Source organism: Kosakonia pseudosacchari, from assembly GCF_900184035.1.
GTDB classification, from domain to species: domain Bacteria; phylum Pseudomonadota; class Gammaproteobacteria; order Enterobacterales; family Enterobacteriaceae; genus Kosakonia; species Kosakonia pseudosacchari.
In genome coordinates this window covers 95,841-118,575 of record NZ_FXWP01000010.1, presented here as the reverse complement: position 1 = coordinate 118,575, position 22,735 = coordinate 95,841, and the positions used below count along the sequence as shown (strand labels likewise).

Genomic DNA, 22,735 nt, shown 5'->3' with positions numbered 1-22,735 from the left:
ATTTAATATTGAGCATTGCGTAAAAATTATCACTGGATACAGTATGCTACCGTCAAGATTTCTACGTTCGAAAGCCACGCGCTGCCTGCCTGTGGTGCTCGCCGCCCTGCTGTTTGCAGGCTGTGGCACGCAATCGACAGACCAAAGCGCCTCGCATATGCAGGGCGAAGCCCAGGCCGATTCTGGCTATTACCTACACCAGATGCAGCAAAGCACAGATGATAGCAAGACCAACTGGCAATTACTCGCCATTCGTGCACTGCTAAAAGAGGGGAAAACCCAGCAGGCCGGCGAACTGTTTGCCCAGTTGCCGCAGGATCTGAGCGATAACCAGCGCAAAGAACGCACGTTGCTCGCTGCCGAAATGAAACTGGCGCAGAAGGATTTTGCCGGTGCGAAAGCGCAACTCAACGAACTCGATCCCGCCGATCTTGAGCAAAACCAGCAAGCGCGTTACTGGCAAATTGGCATTTCCGCCTCGCAGGGCAAACCGTCACTGACGCTGCTGCGTGCGTACATTGCTCAGCAACCGCTGTTGAGTAAACCGGAAGAGAAGCAGAAAAACATCGACGCCACCTGGCAAGCGCTGGCCTCTATGACGCAAGATCAGGCCAGAGCGCTGGTGATCAACGCCGATGAAGTGACGCTGCAAGGCTGGCTCGATCTGCAACGCATGTGGTTCGACAACCGCAACGACCCCAATATGCTGAAAGCGGGCATTACCGACTGGCAAACGCGCTACCCGCAAAACCCGGCGGCGAAAATGCTGCCAACCCAGCTTTCGAACCTGCAAAACTTTAAACCGGCATCGACGAATAAAATTGCCCTGCTGTTGCCGTTAAACGGCCAGGCGTCGGTCTTTAGCCGCGCTATCCAGCAAGGTTTTGAAGCGGCGAAAAACGGCATTGCTCCGGTTTCCGGCCCGGCAGTTCCACAGCAAGTTGCCCAGGCCGCCACCGCAGCCGTTGTCAGCCCGGCAGACGCTAACGTGAATGATCTGACGAACGCCCCGGCGCAGCAAAATGTGGCGGCACCGGATGCTCAGCAAGCGCAAGCGCCGGATAGCGCAGCGCAAAGTGACGCAGCAACAACGGATTCCGCCGCCGCTCAGCCGGATCCGGCGGCCACTACGCCCGCTCAGCCGACCGACGCCAATGCGACCCAACCGGTCGCCGCACCTGCTGCGACAGGCACGCCGGCGAACCCTGGCGCTGAGCTGAAAGTTTACGATACCAGCGCGCAGCCGATGGATCAGATCCTCAACCAGGTTCAACAGGACGGTGCCAGCATCGTGGTTGGCCCGCTGCTGAAAAACAACGTTGAAGAGCTGATGCGCAGCAACACATCATTGAACGTGCTGGCGCTCAACCAGCCGGAGCATGTCGAAAACCGCGCCAACATTTGTTACTTCGCCCTTTCGCCTGAAGATGAAGCTCACGATGCTGCGCGTCATATCTTTGAGCAGGGCCGTCACGCGCCACTGCTGCTGGTGCCACGTAGCGCGTTGGGTGAACGCGTGAGTACTGCGTTTGCCGATGAGTGGAAAAAACTGGGTGGTGGCGTTGTGCTGGCACAGAAATTTGGCTCTACCGCTGAATTGCGTATGGGGCTGAACGGTCGCTCTGGCATCGCCCTGACCGGTAGCCCGGTTGCCTCCAGCCTGCCACAGCAGCAAGGCGTGACGGTTGGCGGTCTGAATATTCCGGCGCCGCCGACGGATGCGCAAATTAGCGGTAGCGGCAGCGTTGACGCGGTGTATATCGTCGCCACACAGGATGAAATCGCGCTGATTAAACCGATGATCACCCTGCGGACCGGCAGCCAGAGCGGCGTGATGCTGTACGCCAGCTCACGCAGCGCGCAGGGCGGCGCAGGGCCGGACTTCCGTCTCGAAATGGAAGGCCTGCAATTCAACGAAATTCCGATGCTTGCCGGGGCAAACCCGTCGCTGATGCAGCAAGCGCTGAGAAGCGTGAACAATGATTACTCGCTGGCGCGTCTGTATGCCATGGGCGCGGATGCGTGGTCACTGGCGAATAACTTCTCGCAAATGCGTCAGGTGCCGGGTTTTGAGCTGAATGGCAATACCGGCGATTTAACGGCGACACAGGACTGCGTGATCAACAGGAAGTTGTCATGGCTCAAATACCAACAGGGGCAAATCGTCCCGGCGAATTAAGCCGTAAGCAGACCGGCGACGTGTGGGAAGCGAAAGCGCGTCGCCTGCTTGAAAGCAAAGGACTGCACTTTATCGCCGCCAATGTGCGCGAGCGCGGCGGCGAAATCGATCTGATAATGCGACACGGCAAGACCACCGTGTTTATTGAAGTGCGCTATCGAAAATCGGCGCGTTTTGGCGGTGCGGCAAGCAGCGTCACCCGCACCAAGCAAGCCAAACTGCTGCATACCGCGCGTTTATGGCTGGCCCGGCACAATGGGAGTTTTGACACTGTGGATTGCCGGTTTGATGTGGTAGCCTTCACCGAAAATGATGTTGAGTGGATAGCCAACGCCTTTAACGACCACTCATGATTGGCTCAATGATAGGGATTACCGTGCTCGAACGAATTAAAGTCTGCTTTACGGAAAGCATTCAAACCCAAATTGCGGCGGCGGAAGCGCTACCTGATGCCATTTCCCGAGCAGCCATGACGATGGTTCACTCCCTGCTAAATGGCAACAAAATCCTCTGTTGTGGCAACGGCACATCTGCCGCCAATGCACAGCATTTTGCTGCCAGCATGATCAACCGTTTTGAAACAGAACGTCCTAGTTTACCTGCCATTGCACTTAATACCGATAATGTGGTCTTAACCGCGATAGCAAATGACCGTCTGCATGATGAAATTTATGCCAAGCAGGTTCGGGCGCTCGGCCATACCGGCGATATTTTGTTGGCCATCTCAACGCGGGGTAACAGTCGCGATATCGTTAAAGCCGTCGAAGCGGCGGTGACGCGCGATATGTCGATCATTGCGTTGACGGGCTACGACGGTGGCGAGCTGGCGGGTCTGCTGGGGCCGCAGGATGTCGAAATTCGTATTCCTTCCCATCGCAGCGCGCGCATCCAGGAGATGCACATGCTGACGGTAAATTGCTTATGCGATCTGATTGATAACACGCTTTTTCCTCACCAGGATGATTAAGGAGTACACATGAAGGCATTTACGCCCCTCGCAGTCCTTATTTCCGCGCTGCTGTTACAGGGTTGTGTTGGCGCAGTGGTGGTAGGTTCCGCAGCCGTAGGCACAAAAGCCGCGACGGATCCGCGAACTGTGGGCACCCAGGTGGATGACGGCACGCTGGAACTACGCGTGAATAGCGCGCTGTCGAAAGACGAACAAATTAAGAAAGAAGCGCGTGTTAATGTCACCGCCTACCAGGGGAAAGTGCTGCTGACTGGCCAGGCGCCGAATACCGAACTCGCTTCGCGGGCAAAACAGATTGCCGTGGGTGTGGAAGGGGCAACTGAAGTTTTCAACGAGATCCGCCAAGGTCAGCCGATTGGTCTGGGTACGGCCTCTTCCGATACCTGGATCACGACTAAAGTTCGCTCGCAATTGTTGAGCAGCGACCAGGTGAAATCGTCAAACGTGAAAGTGACCACGGAAAATGGCGAAGTGTTCCTGATGGGGCTGGTCACTGAACGTGAAGGCCGGGCCGCCGCGGACATCGCCAGCCGCGTCAGCGGGGTGAAACACGTGACCACCGCCTTTACGATTCTGAAATAACCTCACCGTGACGAAAAAGCCCGGTTCTCACCGGGCTTTTTTTCGCGCAAAAACTTACCTTACAGCAAGGCGATAATGCCGGTGATCATGCCGCACAGTGCCACCAGGCCGCCGGTCAGCCACAGCGCTTTCGCCGGGAAAGACTTCCGCAGCATAACGAGCGATGGCAGGCTAACCGCCGGTAATGTAATCAGCAGCGCCAGGGCAGGCGCCATGCCCATTCCCGCCAGCATCATGGTCTGCACAATCGGAATTTCCGCCGCCGTAGGGATAACAAACAGGCAGCCGACAATCGCCATCGAGATCACCCACAGCAAGGTATTATCCACCGCGCCATCGGCATGCGGGAACAACCAGACGCGCGCCGCGCCGAGCACCAGCACCGCGAGGATATAAACCGGAATGGTGCTCCAGAACAGTTGCCATAACGCCTTACCCCAGCGCGCCATAAAGCTGCCCTGCGGTTCCGGTAAGGTGATCTCAACCGCTTCTGATTGTTGCGGGCTGTCCTTCACCAGTATCTGTACCAGTGTTGCCACGCCGAGTACGGTGATCAGCCCCGCAACCAGGCGGATTGCCGCAAAATGCCAGCCAAGCACAAACCCCATAAACACCAGCGTTGCCGGGTTCAGCAGCGGGTTGCCCATCCAGAACGCCAGCGCACCGCCCATTGAAACGCGCTGACGCCGCATGCCCGCCGCCACTGGTGCAGCACAGCAGGAACACATCATGCCAGGCAGAGAAAACAACGTACCAAACAGAGTACCGCTAAAGCGCTTTTGCCCCAGCGTGCGCAGCAACCAGTCGCGCGGGATAAGCACCTGAATTAGCGAGCCGAGCAGCACGCCGAGTAGCGCTGCTTTCCAGACCGCAAGAAAATAGACCATGGCATAATCAAGCGCCGCCTGAAACGGGCTGGAATCGGCCTGGGAAAGAATGGATTTACCGATGCTGTGTGTCTCGGCGGCGGTGAAGGCTTTGCCGTAATAAGGCTGCCATTTCACATACCAAAGACCAACGATAACAACAAGAAAGAACAGAGCGGGTTTCCACCATTGAACAGGTGTGGCCGCCTGAGATGAAGACTGACCAGTCATAACATTCCCCGGGGATATATTTATAAGCCCGAGAATAGTACGCCGTGATAACTATTTTGCCAATGTGCTATCTGCTGCAATCGCGCGTAGCTGCGCGGATTTCACGACACGCGTAGGCTGGCTTGCGGGCGAAAAGGCCAGTGCCAGCATGGCGCGGGCAACGTCGTGTGCGGAAATCGACTTCCAGTTGCCCGGCAACAGGCGAAAAAGCGGTGCCAGCAAAGATTCATTTACCCGTTTTTTCTGCCGATCCCCCAGCAGCATTGACGGGCGAACGATAGTCAGCGACGGCCACTGTTGCGCCATCAACGCGTTTTCCATCTCACCTTTGACGTGATTGTAGAAAAACAGCGAGCGCGCGTTGGCGCCCATCGAGCTGACCACCAGCATTTGCGTGGCGCCAAGCCGCAGGCCGGTAAGCGCGGTATCCACCACCAGTGTGTAATCGGCGAGCACAAACGCCTCTTTGCTCCCCGCCTCACGCCGGGTGGTGCCGAGGCAACAAAAAACCGTATCGACGGGTTCCGTCACCAGTGCCAGCGCGTCACTCAGTTGCGGATCGTGTGGGTTTTCGACGCCTGAGACACCGGACAACGGGCGACGCGTGGGGGCAATAATGGAATCAATACGCGAGTCGCTGTTCAGCAATCGCAACAGATGCCCGCCAACCAGACCGGTGGCACCGGTGATTAATACACGCTGCATCGTTTCCCCCTTTGCAGATGAATCTGTGTTGCAATGTCAGCCTGCTGAACCAGGCTTAGTGTGCTGGTGAGTTATCAGTATGTATAACTCCCTTTCTGAAGCCAAAACAACGGAGGAAGTATGAGCAAGAAAATTGCTGTCTTGATCACCGACGAGTTTGAAGATTCAGAATTCACCTCTCCGGCACATGAATTTCGTAAGGCTGGTCATGAGGTTATCACGATTGAGAAACAGGCCGGGAAAACCATTCACGGCAAAAAGGGCGAAGCGGAAGTGGTGATTGATAAAGCCATTGATGAAGTGCGCCCGGCGGACTTTGATGCATTACTGCTGCCTGGCGGGCACTCGCCCGATTATCTGCGCGGCGATGACCGTTTTGTGACTTTCACGCGGGACTTCATCAGCACCGGGAAACCGGTCTTCGCCATTTGCCATGGGCCACAGTTATTGATCAGCGCCGATGCAATACGCGGGCGTAAGCTCACGGCGGTGAAACCGATTGTGGTGGATGTGAAAAACGCCGGGGGGGAGTTCTACGACCAGGAAGTGGTGGTCGATAAAGATCAGCTGGTCACCAGCCGAACTCCCGATGATTTACCCGCGTTTAATCGCGAAGCGCTGCGCTTACTCGGCGCCTGAGTCGCGGATCCAGTGCAGTTTTTTTCCAAAGCCCAGCGTGTTATCGGTGAACTTCAGTTCATGAAGGCGAATTTCCCACATCGGGGCGGATAACATGCGGGCAACCGGAAAGCGACGATTATATTTCGCACGCAGCGTCGCGCTCTCCTCGCCGTCAAGGCGGCGGATCTCGCCGGTGAACTGCACGCCGCGAATCAGCGCCACGGTTTTTGGCTGGCCGTTTACCGTGCCCGCCACCTGCGCTTTCAAACCCGTCATCTGTGAATGGCGGGTTTGATCTTCGCTCAGGATATAAAACGCGACCGCTTGCGGATCATAAAAATAGAACGCGTTCGCGCACCATAATTCTCCCCGATTCGCCACGCACCAGGTGACAACATGCTGTTTCGCCAGCCAGCGATTAATGGCTGCAAGAGTCTCCATTTTTTCCCTTCCCCATGTTATTTTTCTTTCACATTAACATACTGAACATCGTCATGACGTCCTGGTTTCTTTATCTTATTCGCACCGCTGACAACATGCTCTACACCGGCATTACCACCGATGTCGCACGGCGTTTTATTCAGCATCAATCCGGCAAAGGCGCAAAAGCGTTGCAGGGAAAAGGCGCGCTGGCGTTGGCTTTTTCAGCCGAGGTGGGGGAAAGATCTCTGGCGCTACGGCTGGAGTATCGCATTAAGCAGTTAACCAAACGCCAGAAAGAGCGCCTCGTCGCCGGGGATGGCTCATTCGAGGCGCTGCGGGAAAGCTTGTTATCTGTGACCATTAAAAACGATTGAAATGATCGCTGTATTCAACCCGGCCACTGACGCCATTGAACGCGTCATCCGCCAGGCGATGGACTAAAAACGCCTCGTGGCTTTCTGGCCAACGGCAGTGCAAATCATACTGCGCCGCCTTCTCAAACCCGAGACGACTATAAAACGCAGGATCACCTAAAGTGACCACCGCCGCATAGCCAAACTCGTTGAGTGAATCCAGCCCTTCATACACTAACTGACGCGCAATACCCTGCCCGCGGTACTGCTCATCAACGGCCAGCGGCGCAAGCCCGACCCATTGCAGCTCTTCACCGGCGACCGAAACCGGGCTAAACGCCACGTAGCCAATGACCTGGCCTTCATCATCGGTCGCAACAAATCCCAGCGTGATCAGCCCGTCTTCGCGCAGATCGTGCACCAGCGTCGCTTCCGCTTCGCCGTCAAAACTACGGCGCAGCAGCGCGTCGATACCGGGAGCATCAATGGGAATTTCAACTCTAATCAGCATGGCTCACCTACAGAAGGTTGTGTCGTTGCAGGCGGCGCTTGCAGGCCAGCCTCAACAAATTCCGCCAGCTGCAGCAGCATCACCCGCAGGGGTTTTGGCATCTGCTCCAGCTCAATGGCGTCCATCAGGTTTTTCACGTACAGCCCAAGTTCCGTATCGCCTTCAATCACCAGACGGCGCTGGAAAAACAGCGTATCGGGATCCTGCTTACGCGCAGCAATCATCAGCAAATCGCTGGCGTCCGCGCTGAAGCTGACATCCGCATCGGCAGATTCACGCACAATCATCTGCCCATCTGCAACAGAGGTATACCACGTCAGGCCAATATCCCGAACCTGGATACTTAACCAGCGGCCTTCCAGAAACTCAAGTTCTCCGTCCGCCAGCGCCTGTTGGAATTGCCAACGCAGCACCTGCTCCAGCACCTGACGTTTGATGCCGAAAGGCGTCAGTTTAACCGGCACGCTCAGTAACGACGGGCCAACCTGAACAAGACGTGAGCGCAATTTATCCAACACGAGCTTTACTCCCTGAAATGATAATGACTGTTATTTTGCCACAATCGCCAAATGGCATAGCGGCACAAATCAACAATTACGAATAAACAGCTGGGGATTATTGGCGCCATCAATACGCATTTAACTGCCTCAAATCAAAAATTGTCGCTGACAGGTTAACTAAAATCCCAGTTCATTAACAACTTAGCGACCCCACGGGGTACATCCGGGCCATAGCGCCCCTGATTGCAGGATACACTATGGAGTTGCTCTGCCCTGCCGGAAACCTTCCGGCGCTGAAGGCGGCCATCGAAAACGGTGCCGACGCTGTGTATATCGGCCTGAAAGATGATACCAACGCCCGCCATTTCGCCGGTCTCAATTTTACCGAGAAGAAGCTGCAGGAAGCGGTCAGCTTTGTTCACCAACATCGACGCAAGCTGCATATCGCCATTAATACGTTTGCACATCCTGATGGCTATCAACGCTGGGAGCGTGCCGTTGATATGGCAGCGCAGATTGGCGCTGATGCGCTGATCCTGGCAGATTTAGCGATGCTGGAATATGCAGCAGAGCGCTATCCGCATATTGAGCGCCACGTTTCCGTCCAGGCTTCTGCGACCAACGAAGAGGCGATTCGTTTTTACCATCGCCACTTTGACGTGGCGCGCGTGGTGCTGCCGCGCGTGTTATCGATTCACCAGGTTAAGCAGCTGGCGCGCGTCACGCCGGTACCGCTGGAAGTGTTCGCTTTCGGCAGCTTGTGCATTATGGCGGAAGGCCGCTGCTACCTCTCTTCTTACCTGACTGGCGAATCGCCCAATACCGTAGGCGCCTGTTCTCCGGCACGTTTTGTGCGTTGGCAGCAAACGCCGCAGGGGCTGGAATCCCGCCTCAACGACGTGCTGATTGATCGTTATCAGGATGGCGAAAACGCCGGTTATCCGACCTTATGTAAAGGTCGCTATCTGGTGGATGGCGAGCGTTATCACGCGCTGGAAGAACCCACCAGCCTCAATACACTGGAACTGCTGCCAGAGCTGCTGGCCGCCAATATTGCCTCGGTAAAAATCGAGGGGCGTCAGCGCAGCCCGGCCTATGTCAGCCAGGTAGCAAAAGTATGGCGTCAGGCAATCGACCGCTGTATGGCCTCGCCGCAAGACTTTGTGCCGCAACCGGCGTGGATGGAAACGCTGGGTTCGATGTCGGAAGGCACCCAAACCACCCTCGGCGCGTATCACCGCAAATGGCAGTAGGAAAACCATGAAATATTCATTAGGGCCGGTGCTTTACTACTGGCCAAAAGAGACGCTGGAAGATTTTTACCGCCAGGCAGCCACCAGCCGCGCCGATGTGATTTACCTTGGCGAAGCCGTCTGCAGCAAGCGCCGCGCGACCAAAGTGGGCGACTGGCTGGATATGGCAAAAGCGTTGGCGGGCAGCGGCAAACAGGTTGTGCTTTCCACGCTGGCGCTGGTGCAGGCCTCTTCCGAATTAAATGAACTCAAACGTTACGTTGATAACGGCGAGTTTTTACTCGAAGCCAGCGATCTGGGCGTGGTGAATATGTGTGCCGAGCGCAACCTGCCGTTTGTCGCCGGGCATGCGCTCAACTGCTATAACGCGGTGACGCTGCGTTTACTGCTCAAGCAAGGCATGGTGCGCTGGTGCATGCCGGTTGAGCTTTCGCGCGACTGGCTGAAAAACTTACTCGATCAGTGTGATTCCCTGGGTATTCGTCAGCAATTTGAAGTGGAAGTGCTGAGTTACGGTCATCTGCCGCTGGCTTACTCCGCGCGCTGCTTTACCGCCCGCTCCGAAGACAGGCCCAAAGATGAGTGCGAAACCTGCTGCATTAAATACCCGAACGGGCGCAGCATCCTTTCGCAAGAGAACCAGCAAGTCTTTGTGCTCAACGGCATTCAGACGATGAGCGGCTATGTTTACAACCTGGGTAATGAGCTGACCTCAATGAAGGGACTTGTGGATATGGTGCGCCTGTCGCCGATGGGTGACGAGACGTTTGCCATGCTCGACGCGTTTAAGGCGAATGAAACGGGTCATGCACCGCTGCCGCTGGCGTCTAATAGCGATTGTAACGGCTACTGGCGCAGGCTGCCGGGTCTGGTACTGGAGCCGTAAAAAAGCTCACTTTGTTAACAAGAATTGTCACAAGTTAATGCAGTATGAAAGTTGCAGCTTTTCTGGCCGGGCGCGGCACATTGCGCCATGCTGGAAGAAGACCTTCAATCTGATGACAATGCTGTAGCAAAGTGAGTGTGTATGTCTGATAAAACGATCCCTTTTTCGGTGCTCGATCTCGCGCCGATCCCACAAAACTCTAACGCCCGCGAGGCGTTCACGCATTCGCTGGATTTGGCGAAACTGGCCGAACAGCGCGGTTATCATCGCTACTGGCTGGCAGAACACCACAATATGACCGGTATCGCCAGCGCGGCAACGTCCGTGTTGATTGGCTATCTGGCGGCGAATACGCAAACCCTGCATTTGGGTTCCGGCGGTGTGATGCTGCCAAACCACTCGCCGCTGGTGATTGCCGAGCAGTTCGGCACGCTCAATACCCTCTATCCGGGACGTATCGATCTTGGCCTTGGCCGCGCGCCAGGCAGTGACCAGCGCACCATGATGGCGCTGCGCCGCCATATGAGCGGTGATATCGATAATTTCCCGCGTGATGTCGCCGAACTGGTGGACTGGTTTGATGCCCGCGATCCAAATCCGCACGTACGACCGGTGCCGGGTTACGGTGAGAAAATCCCCGTCTGGCTGCTGGGCTCAAGCCTGTATAGCGCGCAACTGGCCGCGCAGTTGGGCTTGCCGTTTGCCTTTGCTTCGCACTTCGCGCCGGATATGTTGTTCCAGGCGTTGCATCTTTATCGTACGCAGTTCAAACCCTCTGAACGGCTGGAAAAACCGTACGCAATGGTGTGCATCAACATTGTCGCCGCCGACAGCAACCGCGATGCGGAATTCCTGTTTACATCAATGCAGCAGGCATTTGTGAAATTACGCCGCGGCGAAAGTGCGCAGTTGCCGCCGCCGATCCCAAATATGGATCAGTTCTGGTCGCCGGCGGAACAGTATGGTGTACAGCAGGCGCTGAGTATGTCGCTGGTGGGTGATAAAGCGAAAGTACGCCACGGGCTGGAGTCAATTCTGCGGGAAACGGATGCCGACGAAATTATGGTTAACGGACAGATTTTTGATCACCAGGCGCGGCTTTACTCGTTTGAGCTGGCGATGCAGGTGAAAGAAGAACTGCTCGGTTAGCGCAGAGATCCTCCTCTCCCATACGGGAGAGGAGAGAAAATGATTACTGATAGACAGGTAACAAATTAAAGCTGGAAAGCAGATGCACCACCGCGTTGCCAATGCCGAACAGCAGAATCAGCACAATCATCGGCTTGCCACCCCACACGCGAAACGCCGGGCTGCCAAAGCGCTTACGCGACGCATTTGCCAGCAGCGCGGGAACAATGGCCGCCCATACTGTTGCTGCTAAGCCCGCATAACCAATCGCGTACAGAAAGCCGTTCGGCCACAGCAAGCCACCGACAATCGGCGGCAAAAAGGTCAGCAGTGCGGTTTTAAAACGCCCCAGCGGGGAATCATCAAACTTGAATAAGTCTGCCAGGTAGTCAAACAGCCCCAGCGTCACGCCGAGGAAGGAACTGGCGACGGCAAAGTTTGAGAAGACAACCAGCAACAGATCCAGGCTGCGGCTATTCAGCACGCCGCTCAGCGCCTGCACCAGCACATCGATATTCCCGCCTTTTGCTGCGATCTCAATGAATGCAGGGCGTGCGATGTTACCCATCGTGACCAGTAACCAAATAACATACAGCCCCAGCGCCAACAGCGTGCCGTAGACCAGGCAACGAATGATGGTGCGTGGATCTTTGCCGTAGTATTTCATCAGGCTCGGTACATTGCCGTGGTAGCCAAACGAGGCCAGGCAGAATGGCAGCGTCATCAACAGATAAGGCGTATACGAAGCATCGCTCTGAGCGACGTTAAATAAGGTCGCTGGCTCGACATGCCCCAACAGGCTGCCAAAGGTGAGAAAGAAGGTGATGACCTTCGCCCCCAGAACAATTGCCGTCATTCGGCTGACAGCGTGCGTGGAGAGCCAGACGATAAACGCCACCAGCAGCGCAAAGGCCAGCCCGGCCAGGCGCGGCGGGACATTCAGCGACATTTCCGCAAAGGTGTGATGCAAAATAGAGCCGCTTGCCGAAATATAGGCATAAGTCAGGATATAGAGCACGAAAGCAATCGAGATACCGTTGACCAGGTTCCAGCCTTTTCCCAGCAAATCTTTGGTGATGGTATCGAAGCTCGCGCCGCTACGGTAATTCAGGTTGGCTTCAAGGATCATCAGCCCGGAATGCAACATGCAAAACCAGGTAAAAACGAGCGCCAGCAATGACCAGAAAAACCACGCGCCGGACATCACCACTGGCAGTGAAAACATGCCTGCGCCAATGATCGTGCCGCCAATAATCACTACCCCGCCGAACAGCGAAGGGGAAGCTTGTGTGGTTGTCAGTGTCGACATCTGAATGATTCTCCTGTGGTGAACAATGCCAGTAGTTCAGGCTGCTGCATTGTACCAGTACAGGAGTACATTACGGATAAAAAAAGCCCCAATCTTTTCGATCGGGGCTGTATCTATTTCTTTACAGGCTGTAACGCAGATTATGCGTCGTTACGGCGACGCGGAGCGCTGTCGTCACGATCGCGGCGCGGTGCGCGACGTTCGCCACCGAAGCTACGACCTTCCTGACGCTCGCCGCTGAAACGACGACCTTCACCACGGCCGCCTTCACGGCGTTCACCACCAAAACCGCCACGACGCTCACCGCCACCGCGGCGTTCGCTACGCTCACGCGGCTGTGCATCGCCCAGCAGTTGCATATTCATCGGCTTGTTCAGAATACGCGTGCGGGTGAAGTGCTGCAGAACTTCGCCCGGCATGCCTTTCGGCAGCTCAATGGTAGAGTGAGTACCGAACAGCTTGATGTTACCGATGTAACGGCTGCTGATGTCGCCTTCGTTGGCGATAGCACCAACGATATGACGGACTTCAACACCATCATCGCGGCCTACTTCAATACGGTACAGTTCCATTTCGCCAACATCGCGACGTTCACGACGCGGACGATCTTCGCCACCACGTTCAGAACGTTCGCCACGCGGGCCCCGATCGTTACGATCGCCACGGCGTTCGAAGCGATCATCACGTTCACGGAATTCGCGACGCGGACGCATCGGCGCATCCGGCGGCAGGATCAGCGGACGTTCGCCCTGCGCCATTTTCAGCAGTGCAGCGGCCAGCGTTTCAATATCCATCTCTTCTTCAGCAGAAGGCTGGATTTTTGCCAGCAGCGCGCGGTACTGATCCAGATCGCTGCTTTCCAGCTGTTGCTGAACTTTAGCGGCGAATTTTTCCAGACGGCGTTTGCCCAGCAGCTCTGCGTTCGGCAGTTCTACTTCCGGAATGGTCAGTTTCATCGTACGTTCGATGTTGCGCAGCAGACGACGCTCGCGGTTCTCAACGAACAGCAGCGCACGACCCGCACGACCCGCACGACCGGTACGACCGATACGGTGAACGTAGGATTCGGAATCCATCGGGATGTCGTAGTTAACGACCAGGCTGATACGCTCAACGTCCAGACCACGTGCCGCAACGTCAGTTGCGATCAGGATATCCAGACGACCGTCTTTCAGACGCTCCAGTGTCTGCTCACGCAGTGCCTGGTTCATATCACCGTTCAGCGCGGCGCTGTTATAGCCACTGCGTTCCAGTGCTTCAGCCACTTCCAGCGTTGCGTTTTTGGTACGAACGAAGATGATCGCCGCATCAAAATCTTCTGCTTCCAGGAAGCGAACCAGTGCTTCGTTTTTACGCATGCCGTATGCAGTCCAGTAGCTCTGGCTGATATCCGGACGAGTCGTCACGCTGGATTGAATGCGCACTTCCTGCGGCTCTTTCATAAAGCGGCGAGTAATGCGACGGATTGCTTCCGGCATGGTTGCAGAGAACAGAGCGGTCTGATGACCTTCCGGGATCTGCGCCATGATGGTTTCTACGTCTTCGATAAAGCCCATGCGCAGCATTTCGTCGGCTTCATCCAGCACCAGACCGCTCAGTTTAGAGAGATCCAGCGTGCCGCGTTTCAGGTGATCCAGCAGACGGCCCGGCGTACCGACGACAATCTGTGGCCCCTGGCGCAGAGCGCGTAATTGCACGTCATAACGCTGGCCACCGTACAGGGCTACCACGCTTACACCGCGCATATGTTTAGAGAAATCGGTCATGGCTTCAGCAACCTGAACCGCCAGTTCGCGGGTCGGAGCGAGCACAAGGATCTGCGGTGCACGCAGGTCCGGATCGATGTTGTTCAGCAGCGGCAGAGAAAACGCCGCGGTTTTACCGCTACCAGTCTGGGCCATGCCCAGCACGTCACGACCGTTCAGCAGGTGCGGAATGCACTCAGCCTGGATCGGAGATGGTTTTTCGTAACCGAGATCGTTAAGAGCTTCAAGGATGGGAGCCTTCAGGCCCAGATCTGCAAAAGTGGTTTCGAATTCAGCCATGTAGTACAAGTGCCTCTATGTCATTGGCGGCCAGTCTACATAACTCATCGTGAAAAAAATTAGCAATTTTCATTGAAAAGTGTGAACCGGCTCAAAGTAGGTTAATTAACGAACAATGAAGCCCTCACCCGCGAAGGTGATGGCAATCAAAAAAAGATTACGGGCTGATATGTTCGTCAGCTATTGCTGGTCCGATTCTGCCAGGTCGTCATGCTCCTGGCCCAAGAGCGCTAATTCCAACAATGCGTAACGATGCTCAACAAAATTATGGACGTTGTTGGCAACCGCTAGTTTGAACAGTGCCGTAGCGCTGTCCTTATCCCCCAGACTTAGGTAGTACTTACCTAAATAGAAGTTGGTTTCACTGAGATGCTCAGCGAGCGAGGTGTTATCCGTTGCGTCTGCCTTCAGGCGATCCATTAGCGTTGCTTCGCTAATGTCGCCGAGGTAGAACTCGACAATGTTCCATCCCCACTGTTCCTTGTCCGATTTTTCGAAGCGCTGTTTCAGTGCTTCTTTAGCCTGCTTCTCATTAAGCTTCCGCTCAACGATGTAAAGCCACAGACTCCGGAAAGGATCATTAGGATCGTCTTGATAAAACGCCAGCAGATCATCTTGCGCTAACTTGTCGCGACCGCCGTAATGCAGTGCGATCCCGCGATTCAAGTGCGCGTAGTTGTAAGTTGGATCAAGCTCAAGTACAGAATCAAACGCTTCATAGGCAGCATCAAAATTGCCTGCCTGCGTTAAATAAATGCCTAAGTAATTGAATACTTCTGGCATATCGGGTCGGATTGCCAGCGCTTGCGAGAAATCATTTCGCGCTAAGGCTCTCAAACCGAGGCTATCATACAACACTCCGCGCTCATATAAAAGCTGTGCGCGTTCGTCATCGGTTAAAGCCCGACTGGCAAGAATTTGTTCCATGCGCGCCAGAATCACTTCTTGCTGCAAAGTCGGTTGCAATGGCACCGCGAGGACTTCGCTCTTACGCCAGGCAGAGTTGCTGCATCCTGCCAGCGTTAAAGCTGTCGCAACGAAACACCAGCGCAAAAAAGGCTTCATTTCCCACTCCCGAAGACAACAATTGGATGAACGTCCTGTCCCCCGGCTGCAAACATGGCGTCCTGCCTGCTAATAAGCCCTCCGCTTTCGCGGAGGGCAAAGGCAACCTTACTCGCCCTGCTCTGCTTGCGGCGCTTCCGACGCTTCAGCAGGCTGAGTCTGCTCAGTCGCTTCTTTAATGCTCAGACGAATACGGCCCTGACGGTCAACTTCCAGAACTTTAACCGGCACTTCCTGGCCCATCTGCAGATAATCGGTCACTTTCTCAACGCGTTTGTCCGCGATCTGAGAAATATGTACCAGACCTTCTTTACCGCCGCCGATGGCAACAAACGCGCCAAAGTCAACGATGCGGGTCACTTTACCGCTATAGACACGGCCCACTTCGATCTCAGCCGTGATCTCTTCAATACGGCGAATGGCATGTTTCGCTTTATCACCGTCAGTTGCTGCGATTTTTACGGTACCATCATCTTCGATTTCGATGGTAGTGCCGGTTTCTTCGGTCAGCGCACGAATAACGGAACCACCTTTACCGATCACGTCTTTGATCTTATCTGGATTAATTTTGATGGTATGGATACGCGGCGCAAATTCAGAGATATCACCACGCGGCGCGTTAATCGCCTGCTCCATAACGCCCAGAATATGCAGACGAGCACCTTTCGCCTGATTCAGCGCAACCTGCATGATCTCTTTGGTGATACCTTCAATTTTGATATCCATCTGCAGCGCAGAGATACCGTCGCGGGAACCCGCTACTTTGAAGTCCATATCGCCCAGGTGGTCTTCGTCGCCCAGGATGTCAGACAGAACAACAAAGTTGTCGCCTTCTTTCACCAGACCCATTGCGATACCCGCAACGGCCGCTTTCACCGGTACGCCAGCGTCCATCAGCGCCAGAGATGCGCCACAAACGGAAGCCATAGAAGAAGAACCGTTCGATTCGGTGATTTCAGACACCACACGCACGGTGTACGGGAATTTATCTGCATCCGGCATCACTGCCAGCACACCGCGTTTTGCCAGACGGCCGTGGCCAATCTCACGACGTTTCGGCGAACCAACCATCCCGGTTTCCCCTACGGAGTACGGAGGGAAGTTGTAATGGAACAGGAAAGAGTCAGTGCGCTCGCCCATCAGTTCGTCAATGATCTGCGCGTCACGAGCGGTCCCCAGCGTTGCAGTAACCAGCGCCTGGGTTTCGCCGCGGGTAAACAGTGCGGAACCATGGGTGCGAGGCAGAACACCGGTACGAACGTCCAGACCACGGATCATATCTTTTTCGCGGCCATCGATACGCGGTTCGCCTGCCAGTACGCGGCTACGAACAACGTTTTTCTCGATAGCGTGCAGGATTTCGCCCAGTTCATTGGCGTCCAGGGTTTCATCTTCTGCAACAAGTGCGGCGATGGTTTCGGATTTGATTACGTCAACCTGAGCATAACGTTCTTGTTTGTCAGTGATGCGGTACGCATCGCTCAAACGACATTCTGCCAGTGCCGCAACGCGTGCGTTCAGCGCTTCGTTTACCGCTTCTGGCTGCCAGTCCCAACGCGGTTTGCCAGCTTCTTTGACCAGCTCGTTGATGTTCTGGATAACAACCTGCTGCTGCTCGTGACCGAACACCACAGCGCCCAGCATCTGGTCTTCGCTCAGCAGTTCCGCTTCGGATTCCACCATCAGAACCGCAGCTTCAGTACCGGCAACCACCAGGTCCAGCTTACTTGCTTTCAGCTCTTCCTGAGTCGGGTTCAGAACGTACTGGTCATTGATATAACCAACACGCGCAGCGCCAATCGGGCCATTGAACGGAATACCAGACAGTGAAAGCGCAGCGGAAGCACCGATCATTGCCACGATATCCGGGTTAACCTGCGGGTTAACGGAAACCACGGTAGCGATAACCTGCACTTCGTTCACGAAGCCTTCCGGGAACAGCGGGCGAACCGGACGGTCAATCAGGCGCGCGATCAGCGTTTCACCTTCGCTCGGACGGCCTTCACGACGGAAGAAACCGCCAGGGATTTTACCGGCAGCGTAAGTACGCTCTTGATAGTTTACGGTCAGCGGGAAGAAATCCTGACCTGGTTTTGCTTTTTTCTGGCCAACAACGGTCACGAATACTGCGGTGTCATCCATGCTTACCATAACGGCAGCAGTCGCCTGACGCGCCATCATGCCGGTTTCCAGCGTGACGGTATGTTGACCATACTGGAATTTACGAACGATCGGATTCAGCAAAGTTCTGTCCTTTCTTAATGAAAGTCAGCACACCTTTGGCATGCTGACAATTTAACCGAATCTTCATGCATCCTCGCGACTAATGACAACCCTAACCCGCCCATTGCGGATAAAGCCTCTCATTAGCCGCGCGAACCTCTGCAGTGAAGATCATACCTGGCAACAATACATTAGTTTACTGCCAATTGCTGCCGCCTGGTTGAAAAAAGGGGCCTTGTAGGCCCCCTTCTTGAAACTCGCCAGACTTAGCGACGCAGACCCAGACGCTCGATCAGCGCGGTGTAGCGTGCAACGTCTTTACGTTTCAGATAGTCGAGCAGTTTACGACGCTGAGAAACCATACGCAGCAGACCACGACGGCTGTGGTGATCTTTTTTGTGCTCTGCAAAGTGACCCTGCAGGTGGTTGATCTGAGCAGTCAGCAGTGCAACCTGAACTTCGGTAGAACCGCTGTCGTTAGAACCACGACCAAACTCGGAAACGATTTTTGCTTTAGCTTCAACGCTTAGAGACATTTTAAACTCCAGTGATAAAAAAATGAAAAGGCGCCGATCTCTAATTCAGCGGCCTCAGGATTAACGCCGGGTGATGTTAAATACATAGCCCGACGTTAAGCGGCAATATTCTACTCGTAGTCACGGTTTCCCGCAAGGTAAGCCCGTCATTGCGCAGGATACTCGACCACCAGACGACGCGGCGCAACACGGCCTTCGTCGTCCATTTCGCCCATACCAATGAACGTCTCATCATCACCTTCTGTGACACGCACCAGCCCCGTTTTTGGCGCATCGGATGCCCGGACCGGCTGACCATTTTTGAAGTATGCCGCGACGACTGACGGAATATTAACCGCCGGGAAATCTGACGCCGGGCTATCCATTGGCATCAATAGTGGATCCAACAGTTGCGCCGCCGGGATACCCTGCTGCTCGGCCTGCTCAACCCGTTCACGCAATTGCTCAAGCGTTACCATACGTTCGACAGGGTACTTGCTCACCGCCAGGCGACGCAGATAGATAACATGTGCGCCGCAGCCAAGTTTCTCACCCAAATCATCAATGATGGTGCGGATGTAAGTCCCTTTCGAGCAGTGAATTTCCAGCTCAAGTTCATCGCCTTCATGGCGGATAAATAACAGCTCGTAAACCGTAATCGGGCGCGCTTCACGCGGAACCTCAATGCCCTGACGCGCATACTCGTAGAGCTTCTTTCCTTGATATTTCAGGGCAGAGTACATCGACGGGACTTGCTGCGTATCACCGCGAAAACTGTCCAGCGCAGTCGCCAGTTGTTCGGCACTGAAGGTCAATGGACGCTCTTCAACGATTTGCCCATCCGCATCGGACGTATCGGTACGCTGCCCAAGGCGGGCAATCACCCGATAACGTTTGTCCGAATCCAGTAGATATTGGGAGAACTTTGTCGCTTCCCCCAGGCAAATCGGCAGCATGCCGGTCGCCAGCGGATCAAGCGCTCCGGTGTGTCCGGCACGGTTGGCGTTATAAAGACGCTTAACTTTTTGCAGCACATCATTGCTGGAAGCGCCCTGCTGTTTATCGAGCAGCAGAACGCCATGCACGTCGCGACCGCGACGACGAGGACGACTCATCAGTCCTCCTTGCTGTCGTCCGGGTTCACACGACGTTCGTCATCGTGTTTCACCACACTGGTCACCAGATTGGACATGCGCATCCCTTCCACCAACGAGTTGTCGTAGAAGAACGTCAGTTCCGGCACGATACGCAAACGCATCGCTTTACCCAGCAGGGAACGAATAAAGCCAGAGGCATCCTGCAACGCTTTGATACCCGCTTTCACGGATGCTTCGTCTTTATCGTTAAGGAAGGTAACAAACACTTTGGCATAAGCCAGATCGCGGGACACTTCGACACCAGAAACGGTGGTCATCATACCCAGACGCGGATCTTTAATTTCGCGCTGCAGGATAATCGCAATCTCTTTTTGCAGTTCCTGAGCCACGCGCTGCGGGCGACCAAATTCTTTCGCCATAATAATTCTCCAGACTAAAAAGGGGCCGTAGCCCCTTTTAATATTTCTTGCCGGGAGGCGCTTCGCTTACCCGGCCAGCAATGTTCATCCACTTTTCATTTCGGCTGGCTACCAGCCGAAAAGCGAAGCGAATTACTCAATAGTACGTTGGATCTCAATGATCTCGAACACTTCGATCATATCGCCGGTACGTACATCATTGTAGTTCTTAACGCCGATACCACATTCCATACCGTTACGGACTTCGTTGACGTCATCTTTGAAGCGACGCAGGGATTCCAGCTCGCCTTCATAGATAACCACGTTGTCGCGCAGAACGCGGATCGGGTTGTGACGTTTAACCACACCTTCGGTAACCATACAGCCGGCGATCGCACCGAATTTCGGCGATTTGAACACATCGCGAACTTCCGCCAGACCGATGATCTGCTGTTTCAGTTCCGGAGAGAGCATACCGCTCATCGCCGCTTTCACTTCGTCGATCAGGTTATAGATCACGGAGTAGTAACGTAGATCCAGACCTTCCGCTTCAATCACGCGACGCGCAGAAGCGTCGGCACGAACGTTGAAGCCAACCAGAATCGCGTTGGATGCCGCAGCCAGCGTCGCGTCGGTTTCGGTGATACCACCTACGCCGGAGCCCACGATCTTCACTTTCACTTCGTCGGTAGACAGTTTCAGCAGAGAATCGGAGATAGCTTCGACAGAACCCTGAACGTCGGCCTTCAGAACGATGTTCACTTCGTGAACTTCGCCTTCGGTCATGTTGGCAAACATATTTTCCAGTTTGGATTTCTGCTGACGCGCCAGTTTAACTTCGCGGAATTTGCCCTGACGGTACAGTGCCACTTCACGCGCTTTCTTCTCGTCACGCACAACCGTCGCTTCATCACCCGCAGCCGGAACACCGGACAGACCGAGGATTTCCACCGGAATGGACGGACCAGCTTCTGTTACTTCGCGACCCAGTTCGTCACGCATCGCACGCACGCGGCCATATTCGAAGCCACACAGAACGATATCGCCTTTATGCAGCGTACCTTCACGCACCAGCACGGATGCCACCGGACCACGACCTTTATCCAGGAAGGATTCGATAACCACGCCGCTCGCCATACCTTTACGTACGGCTTTCAGTTCCAGAACTTCGGCTTGCAGCAAGATCGCATCCAGCAGCTCGTCGATACCGGTACCGGCTTTCGCGGAAACGTGAACGAACTGGCTTTCGCCGCCCCACTCTTCCGGAATGATGCCGTACTGAGAGAGTTCGTTTTTAACGCGATCCGGATCGGCTTCTGGCTTATCGATCTTGTTCACGGCAACCACGACCGGCACCTGCGCCGCTTTCGCATGCTGGATAGCTTCGATAGTTTGCGGCATCACGCCGTCATCGGCAGCAACAACCAGAACCACGATATCCGTTGCCTGAGCACCACGGGCACGCATTGCGGTAAACGCGGCGTGACCAGGGGTATCCAGGAAGGTGATCATGCCGTTGTCAGTTTCAACGTGGTAAGCACCAATGTGCTGAGTAATGCCACCCGCTTCACCAGAGGCCACTTTCGTTGAACGAATGTAGTCCAGCAAAGAGGTTTTACCGTGGTCAACGTGACCCATAATGGTCACAACCGGTGCGCGCGGTTCTGCCGCAGCACCTGTGTCACGGTCGCTCATTACCGCTTCTTCCAGCTCGTTTTCACGACGCAGGATAACTTTATGGCCCATCTCTTCAGCAACCAGTTGCGCAGTTTCCTGGTCAATAACCTGGTTGATGGTCGCCATTGCGCCCAGCTTCATCATCGCTTTGATGACCTGAGAGCCTTTAACCGCCATCTTGTTAGCCAGTTCGCCAACGGTCAGCGTTTCGCCGATCACGACGTCACGGTTAACCGCTTGTGCTGGCTTCTGGAAGCCCTGCTGCAGAGCAGAACCTTTACGCTGACGGCCACCTTTACCACCACGAACCGCAGCACGCGCTTCTTCACGGTCCGCTTTGCTTTCAGCGTGTTTGTTGCCTTTCTTCGGACGTGCAGCTTTCGCTGTACGGCTGCGACCACGACCGCCTTCAACTTCACGATCGTTATCATCTTCCGCCTGGCGGGCATGCTGGGAAGTGGTTACATGGTAGTCGCCAGTAGTCTCTTCTTCTTCGCTTGCCGGAGCCGCCCAGTTCGCTTCATTTTGTTCAGCCATACGACGAGCTTCTTCCGCTACGCGACGCGCATTTTCTTCCAGTTTACGACGAGCCTCTTCTTCCGCTTTGCGCTTGAGTTCTTGCGCTTCGGATTCACGGCGGGCTTTTTCCGCCTGGGCTGTCCTGGTCATTTCGTCAGATTGTTGGTTGCTCACTTTGCTATTTTCCGCAGCTTCGCGTTTTGCATTTTCAGCATTTTCGCGTTTAGCCTTTTCATCAGCTTCACGTTTCGCTCGAGCTTCAGCATCACGTTTGGCTTTGTCCTCGGCTTCGCGCTCAGCGGCTTCCTCTGCTTCACGACGGGCCTTCTCTTCCGCTTCACGCATCGCCTCTTCTTCCGCAGCGAGACGTTCAGCCTCTTGTGGATCGCGTTTTACAAAGGTGCGTTTTTTACGGACTTCGATCTGCACCGATTTACTTTTCCCACCGGTGCCCTGAATACTTAATGTACTGCGCGTCTTGCGCTGCAGAGTCAGCTTGTCAGGCGTAGAACCATGTTCACGGTTCAAATGCGCTAACAGCGTCTGCTTTTCTTGTGCCGTCACTGAGTCTTCAGCGGACTTGCGGATCCCTGCATCAGCAAATTGCTGTACCAGGCGGTCCACAGAGGTTTGAATCTCAGCGGCCAGCGTTTTTACGGTTACATCTGTCATGCTGTTC

23 protein-coding genes are annotated in these 22,735 nt (G+C 54.8%); 9 read left to right on the top strand and 14 right to left on the bottom strand.

Going from position 1 to position 22,735, the window contains the following annotated elements; translation table 11 throughout:
• Positions 1 to 43 precede the first annotated feature (43 nt).
• Genes BN2591_RS06875 through dolP form a run of 4 tightly spaced genes read left to right on the top strand, consistent with a single transcriptional unit; the run spans position 44 to position 3,731 of the window.
• Positions 44 to 2,179, top strand: a complete 2,136-nt coding sequence (locus tag BN2591_RS06875) for a penicillin-binding protein activator (RefSeq protein WP_086870142.1) — start codon at positions 44 to 46, stop codon at positions 2,177 to 2,179.
• Positions 2,137 to 2,532 carry a YraN family protein gene (locus tag BN2591_RS06870; protein WP_086870140.1) on the top strand — a complete coding sequence of 132 codons (396 nt, stop codon included), beginning with the start codon at positions 2,137 to 2,139 and terminating at the stop codon, positions 2,530 to 2,532. Before BN2591_RS06875 ends, BN2591_RS06870 begins: the two co-directional genes overlap by 43 nt.
• A gap of 23 nt (positions 2,533 to 2,555) precedes the next feature.
• Positions 2,556 to 3,146: a DnaA initiator-associating protein DiaA gene (gene diaA, locus BN2591_RS06865; RefSeq protein ID WP_040016590.1), complete on the top strand. Its 591-nt coding sequence runs from the start codon at positions 2,556 to 2,558 to the stop codon at positions 3,144 to 3,146.
• Positions 3,147 to 3,155: 9 nt separating this feature from the next.
• On the top strand, positions 3,156 to 3,731 hold the full coding sequence (gene dolP, locus BN2591_RS06860) for a division/outer membrane stress-associated lipid-binding lipoprotein (RefSeq protein ID WP_086870137.1): 576 nt from the start codon (positions 3,156 to 3,158) through the stop codon (positions 3,729 to 3,731).
• A 59-nt stretch (positions 3,732 to 3,790) separates the two neighbouring features.
• Here dolP and BN2591_RS06855 read toward each other — a convergent pair whose 3' ends face one another.
• Together BN2591_RS06855 and BN2591_RS06850 are read right to left on the bottom strand one after the other, a co-directional pair.
• Entirely contained in the window at positions 3,791 to 4,828 is a 1,038-nt protein-coding gene (locus tag BN2591_RS06855) for a permease (RefSeq protein WP_086870135.1), read from the bottom strand.
• A 51-nt stretch (positions 4,829 to 4,879) separates the two neighbouring features.
• Complete coding sequence (locus BN2591_RS06850; protein ID WP_086870132.1) at positions 4,880 to 5,533, bottom strand: NAD(P)H-binding protein; 654 nt, start codon at positions 5,531 to 5,533, stop codon at positions 4,880 to 4,882.
• 120 nt (positions 5,534 to 5,653) lie between these two features.
• Between BN2591_RS06850 and BN2591_RS06845 the strand changes: the two genes are divergently transcribed.
• The gene (locus BN2591_RS06845) at positions 5,654 to 6,172 is read left to right on the top strand and encodes a type 1 glutamine amidotransferase (RefSeq protein ID WP_020455402.1); all 519 of its coding nucleotides are present in this window, start codon (positions 5,654 to 5,656) and stop codon (positions 6,170 to 6,172) included.
• Here the strand turns inward: BN2591_RS06845 and BN2591_RS06840 are convergent.
• Positions 6,158 to 6,595, bottom strand: a complete 438-nt coding sequence (locus BN2591_RS06840) for a YhbP family protein (RefSeq protein WP_086870130.1) — start codon at positions 6,593 to 6,595, stop codon at positions 6,158 to 6,160. The genes BN2591_RS06845 and BN2591_RS06840 overlap by 15 nt on opposite strands.
• 14 nt (positions 6,596 to 6,609) lie before the next feature.
• On the opposite strand from BN2591_RS06840, the gene BN2591_RS06835 reads away from it, so the two are divergent.
• Positions 6,610 to 6,951: a GIY-YIG nuclease family protein gene (locus BN2591_RS06835; protein ID WP_086870127.1), complete on the top strand. Its 342-nt coding sequence runs from the start codon at positions 6,610 to 6,612 to the stop codon at positions 6,949 to 6,951.
• On the opposite strand, the gene BN2591_RS06830 is transcribed toward BN2591_RS06835, so the two are convergent.
• A complete protein-coding gene (locus BN2591_RS06830) occupies positions 6,938 to 7,441 on the bottom strand; it encodes a GNAT family N-acetyltransferase (protein WP_017457366.1) in 504 nt (167 codons plus the stop codon). The two genes, BN2591_RS06835 and BN2591_RS06830, sit on opposite strands and share 14 nt — an antisense overlap.
• Positions 7,435 to 7,959 carry a ubiquinone anaerobic biosynthesis accessory factor UbiT gene (gene ubiT / locus BN2591_RS06825; protein ID WP_086870125.1) on the bottom strand — a complete coding sequence of 175 codons (525 nt, stop codon included), beginning with the start codon at positions 7,957 to 7,959 and terminating at the stop codon, positions 7,435 to 7,437. The genes BN2591_RS06830 and ubiT overlap by 7 nt, the downstream gene beginning before the upstream one ends.
• Before the next feature lie 239 nt (positions 7,960 to 8,198).
• Here ubiT and ubiU point away from each other — a divergent pair, with 239 nt between their 5' ends.
• From ubiU to BN2591_RS06810, 3 genes are all read left to right on the top strand, one after another.
• A complete protein-coding gene (gene ubiU / locus BN2591_RS06820; RefSeq protein WP_086870123.1) occupies positions 8,199 to 9,194 on the top strand; it encodes a ubiquinone anaerobic biosynthesis protein UbiU in 996 nt (331 codons plus the stop codon).
• A gap of 7 nt (positions 9,195 to 9,201) precedes the next feature.
• On the top strand, positions 9,202 to 10,080 hold the full coding sequence (locus tag BN2591_RS06815) for a U32 family peptidase (protein ID WP_086870121.1): 879 nt from the start codon (positions 9,202 to 9,204) through the stop codon (positions 10,078 to 10,080).
• A gap of 141 nt (positions 10,081 to 10,221) precedes the next feature.
• Entirely contained in the window at positions 10,222 to 11,229 is a 1,008-nt protein-coding gene (locus BN2591_RS06810) for a luciferase-like monooxygenase (protein WP_086870119.1), read from the top strand.
• A 43-nt stretch (positions 11,230 to 11,272) separates the two neighbouring features.
• On the opposite strand, the gene mtr is transcribed toward BN2591_RS06810, so the two are convergent.
• The 9 genes from mtr to infB form a co-directional block, all read right to left on the bottom strand.
• The gene (gene mtr, locus BN2591_RS06805) at positions 11,273 to 12,517 is read right to left on the bottom strand and encodes a tryptophan permease (protein ID WP_086870117.1); all 1,245 of its coding nucleotides are present in this window, start codon (positions 12,515 to 12,517) and stop codon (positions 11,273 to 11,275) included.
• Positions 12,518 to 12,657: 140 nt separating this feature from the next.
• Complete coding sequence (locus BN2591_RS06800; RefSeq protein WP_017457360.1) at positions 12,658 to 14,562, bottom strand: DEAD/DEAH family ATP-dependent RNA helicase; 1,905 nt, start codon at positions 14,560 to 14,562, stop codon at positions 12,658 to 12,660.
• The gene (gene yrbN, locus BN2591_RS24975) at positions 14,555 to 14,635 is read right to left on the bottom strand and encodes a protein YrbN (protein ID WP_097400725.1); all 81 of its coding nucleotides are present in this window, start codon (positions 14,633 to 14,635) and stop codon (positions 14,555 to 14,557) included. The genes BN2591_RS06800 and yrbN overlap by 8 nt, the downstream gene beginning before the upstream one ends.
• Positions 14,636 to 14,742: 107 nt before the next feature.
• Positions 14,743 to 15,627, bottom strand: a complete 885-nt coding sequence (nlpI, locus tag BN2591_RS06795; protein WP_020455412.1) for a lipoprotein NlpI — start codon at positions 15,625 to 15,627, stop codon at positions 14,743 to 14,745.
• 108 nt (positions 15,628 to 15,735) lie between these two features.
• The gene (gene pnp, locus BN2591_RS06790; protein WP_086870115.1) at positions 15,736 to 17,871 is read right to left on the bottom strand and encodes a polyribonucleotide nucleotidyltransferase; all 2,136 of its coding nucleotides are present in this window, start codon (positions 17,869 to 17,871) and stop codon (positions 15,736 to 15,738) included.
• Between the two features lie 245 nt (positions 17,872 to 18,116).
• A complete protein-coding gene (rpsO, locus tag BN2591_RS06785) occupies positions 18,117 to 18,386 on the bottom strand; it encodes a 30S ribosomal protein S15 (RefSeq protein ID WP_017457357.1) in 270 nt (89 codons plus the stop codon).
• A gap of 146 nt (positions 18,387 to 18,532) precedes the next feature.
• A complete protein-coding gene (truB, locus tag BN2591_RS06780; protein ID WP_086870113.1) occupies positions 18,533 to 19,480 on the bottom strand; it encodes a tRNA pseudouridine(55) synthase TruB in 948 nt (315 codons plus the stop codon).
• A complete protein-coding gene (gene rbfA, locus BN2591_RS06775) occupies positions 19,480 to 19,881 on the bottom strand; it encodes a 30S ribosome-binding factor RbfA (protein ID WP_017457355.1) in 402 nt (133 codons plus the stop codon). Before rbfA ends, truB begins: the two co-directional genes overlap by 1 nt.
• Before the next feature lie 132 nt (positions 19,882 to 20,013).
• Positions 20,014 to 22,728: a translation initiation factor IF-2 gene (infB, locus tag BN2591_RS06770; RefSeq protein ID WP_086870111.1), complete on the bottom strand. Its 2,715-nt coding sequence runs from the start codon at positions 22,726 to 22,728 to the stop codon at positions 20,014 to 20,016.
• Positions 22,729 to 22,735 lie beyond the last annotated feature (7 nt).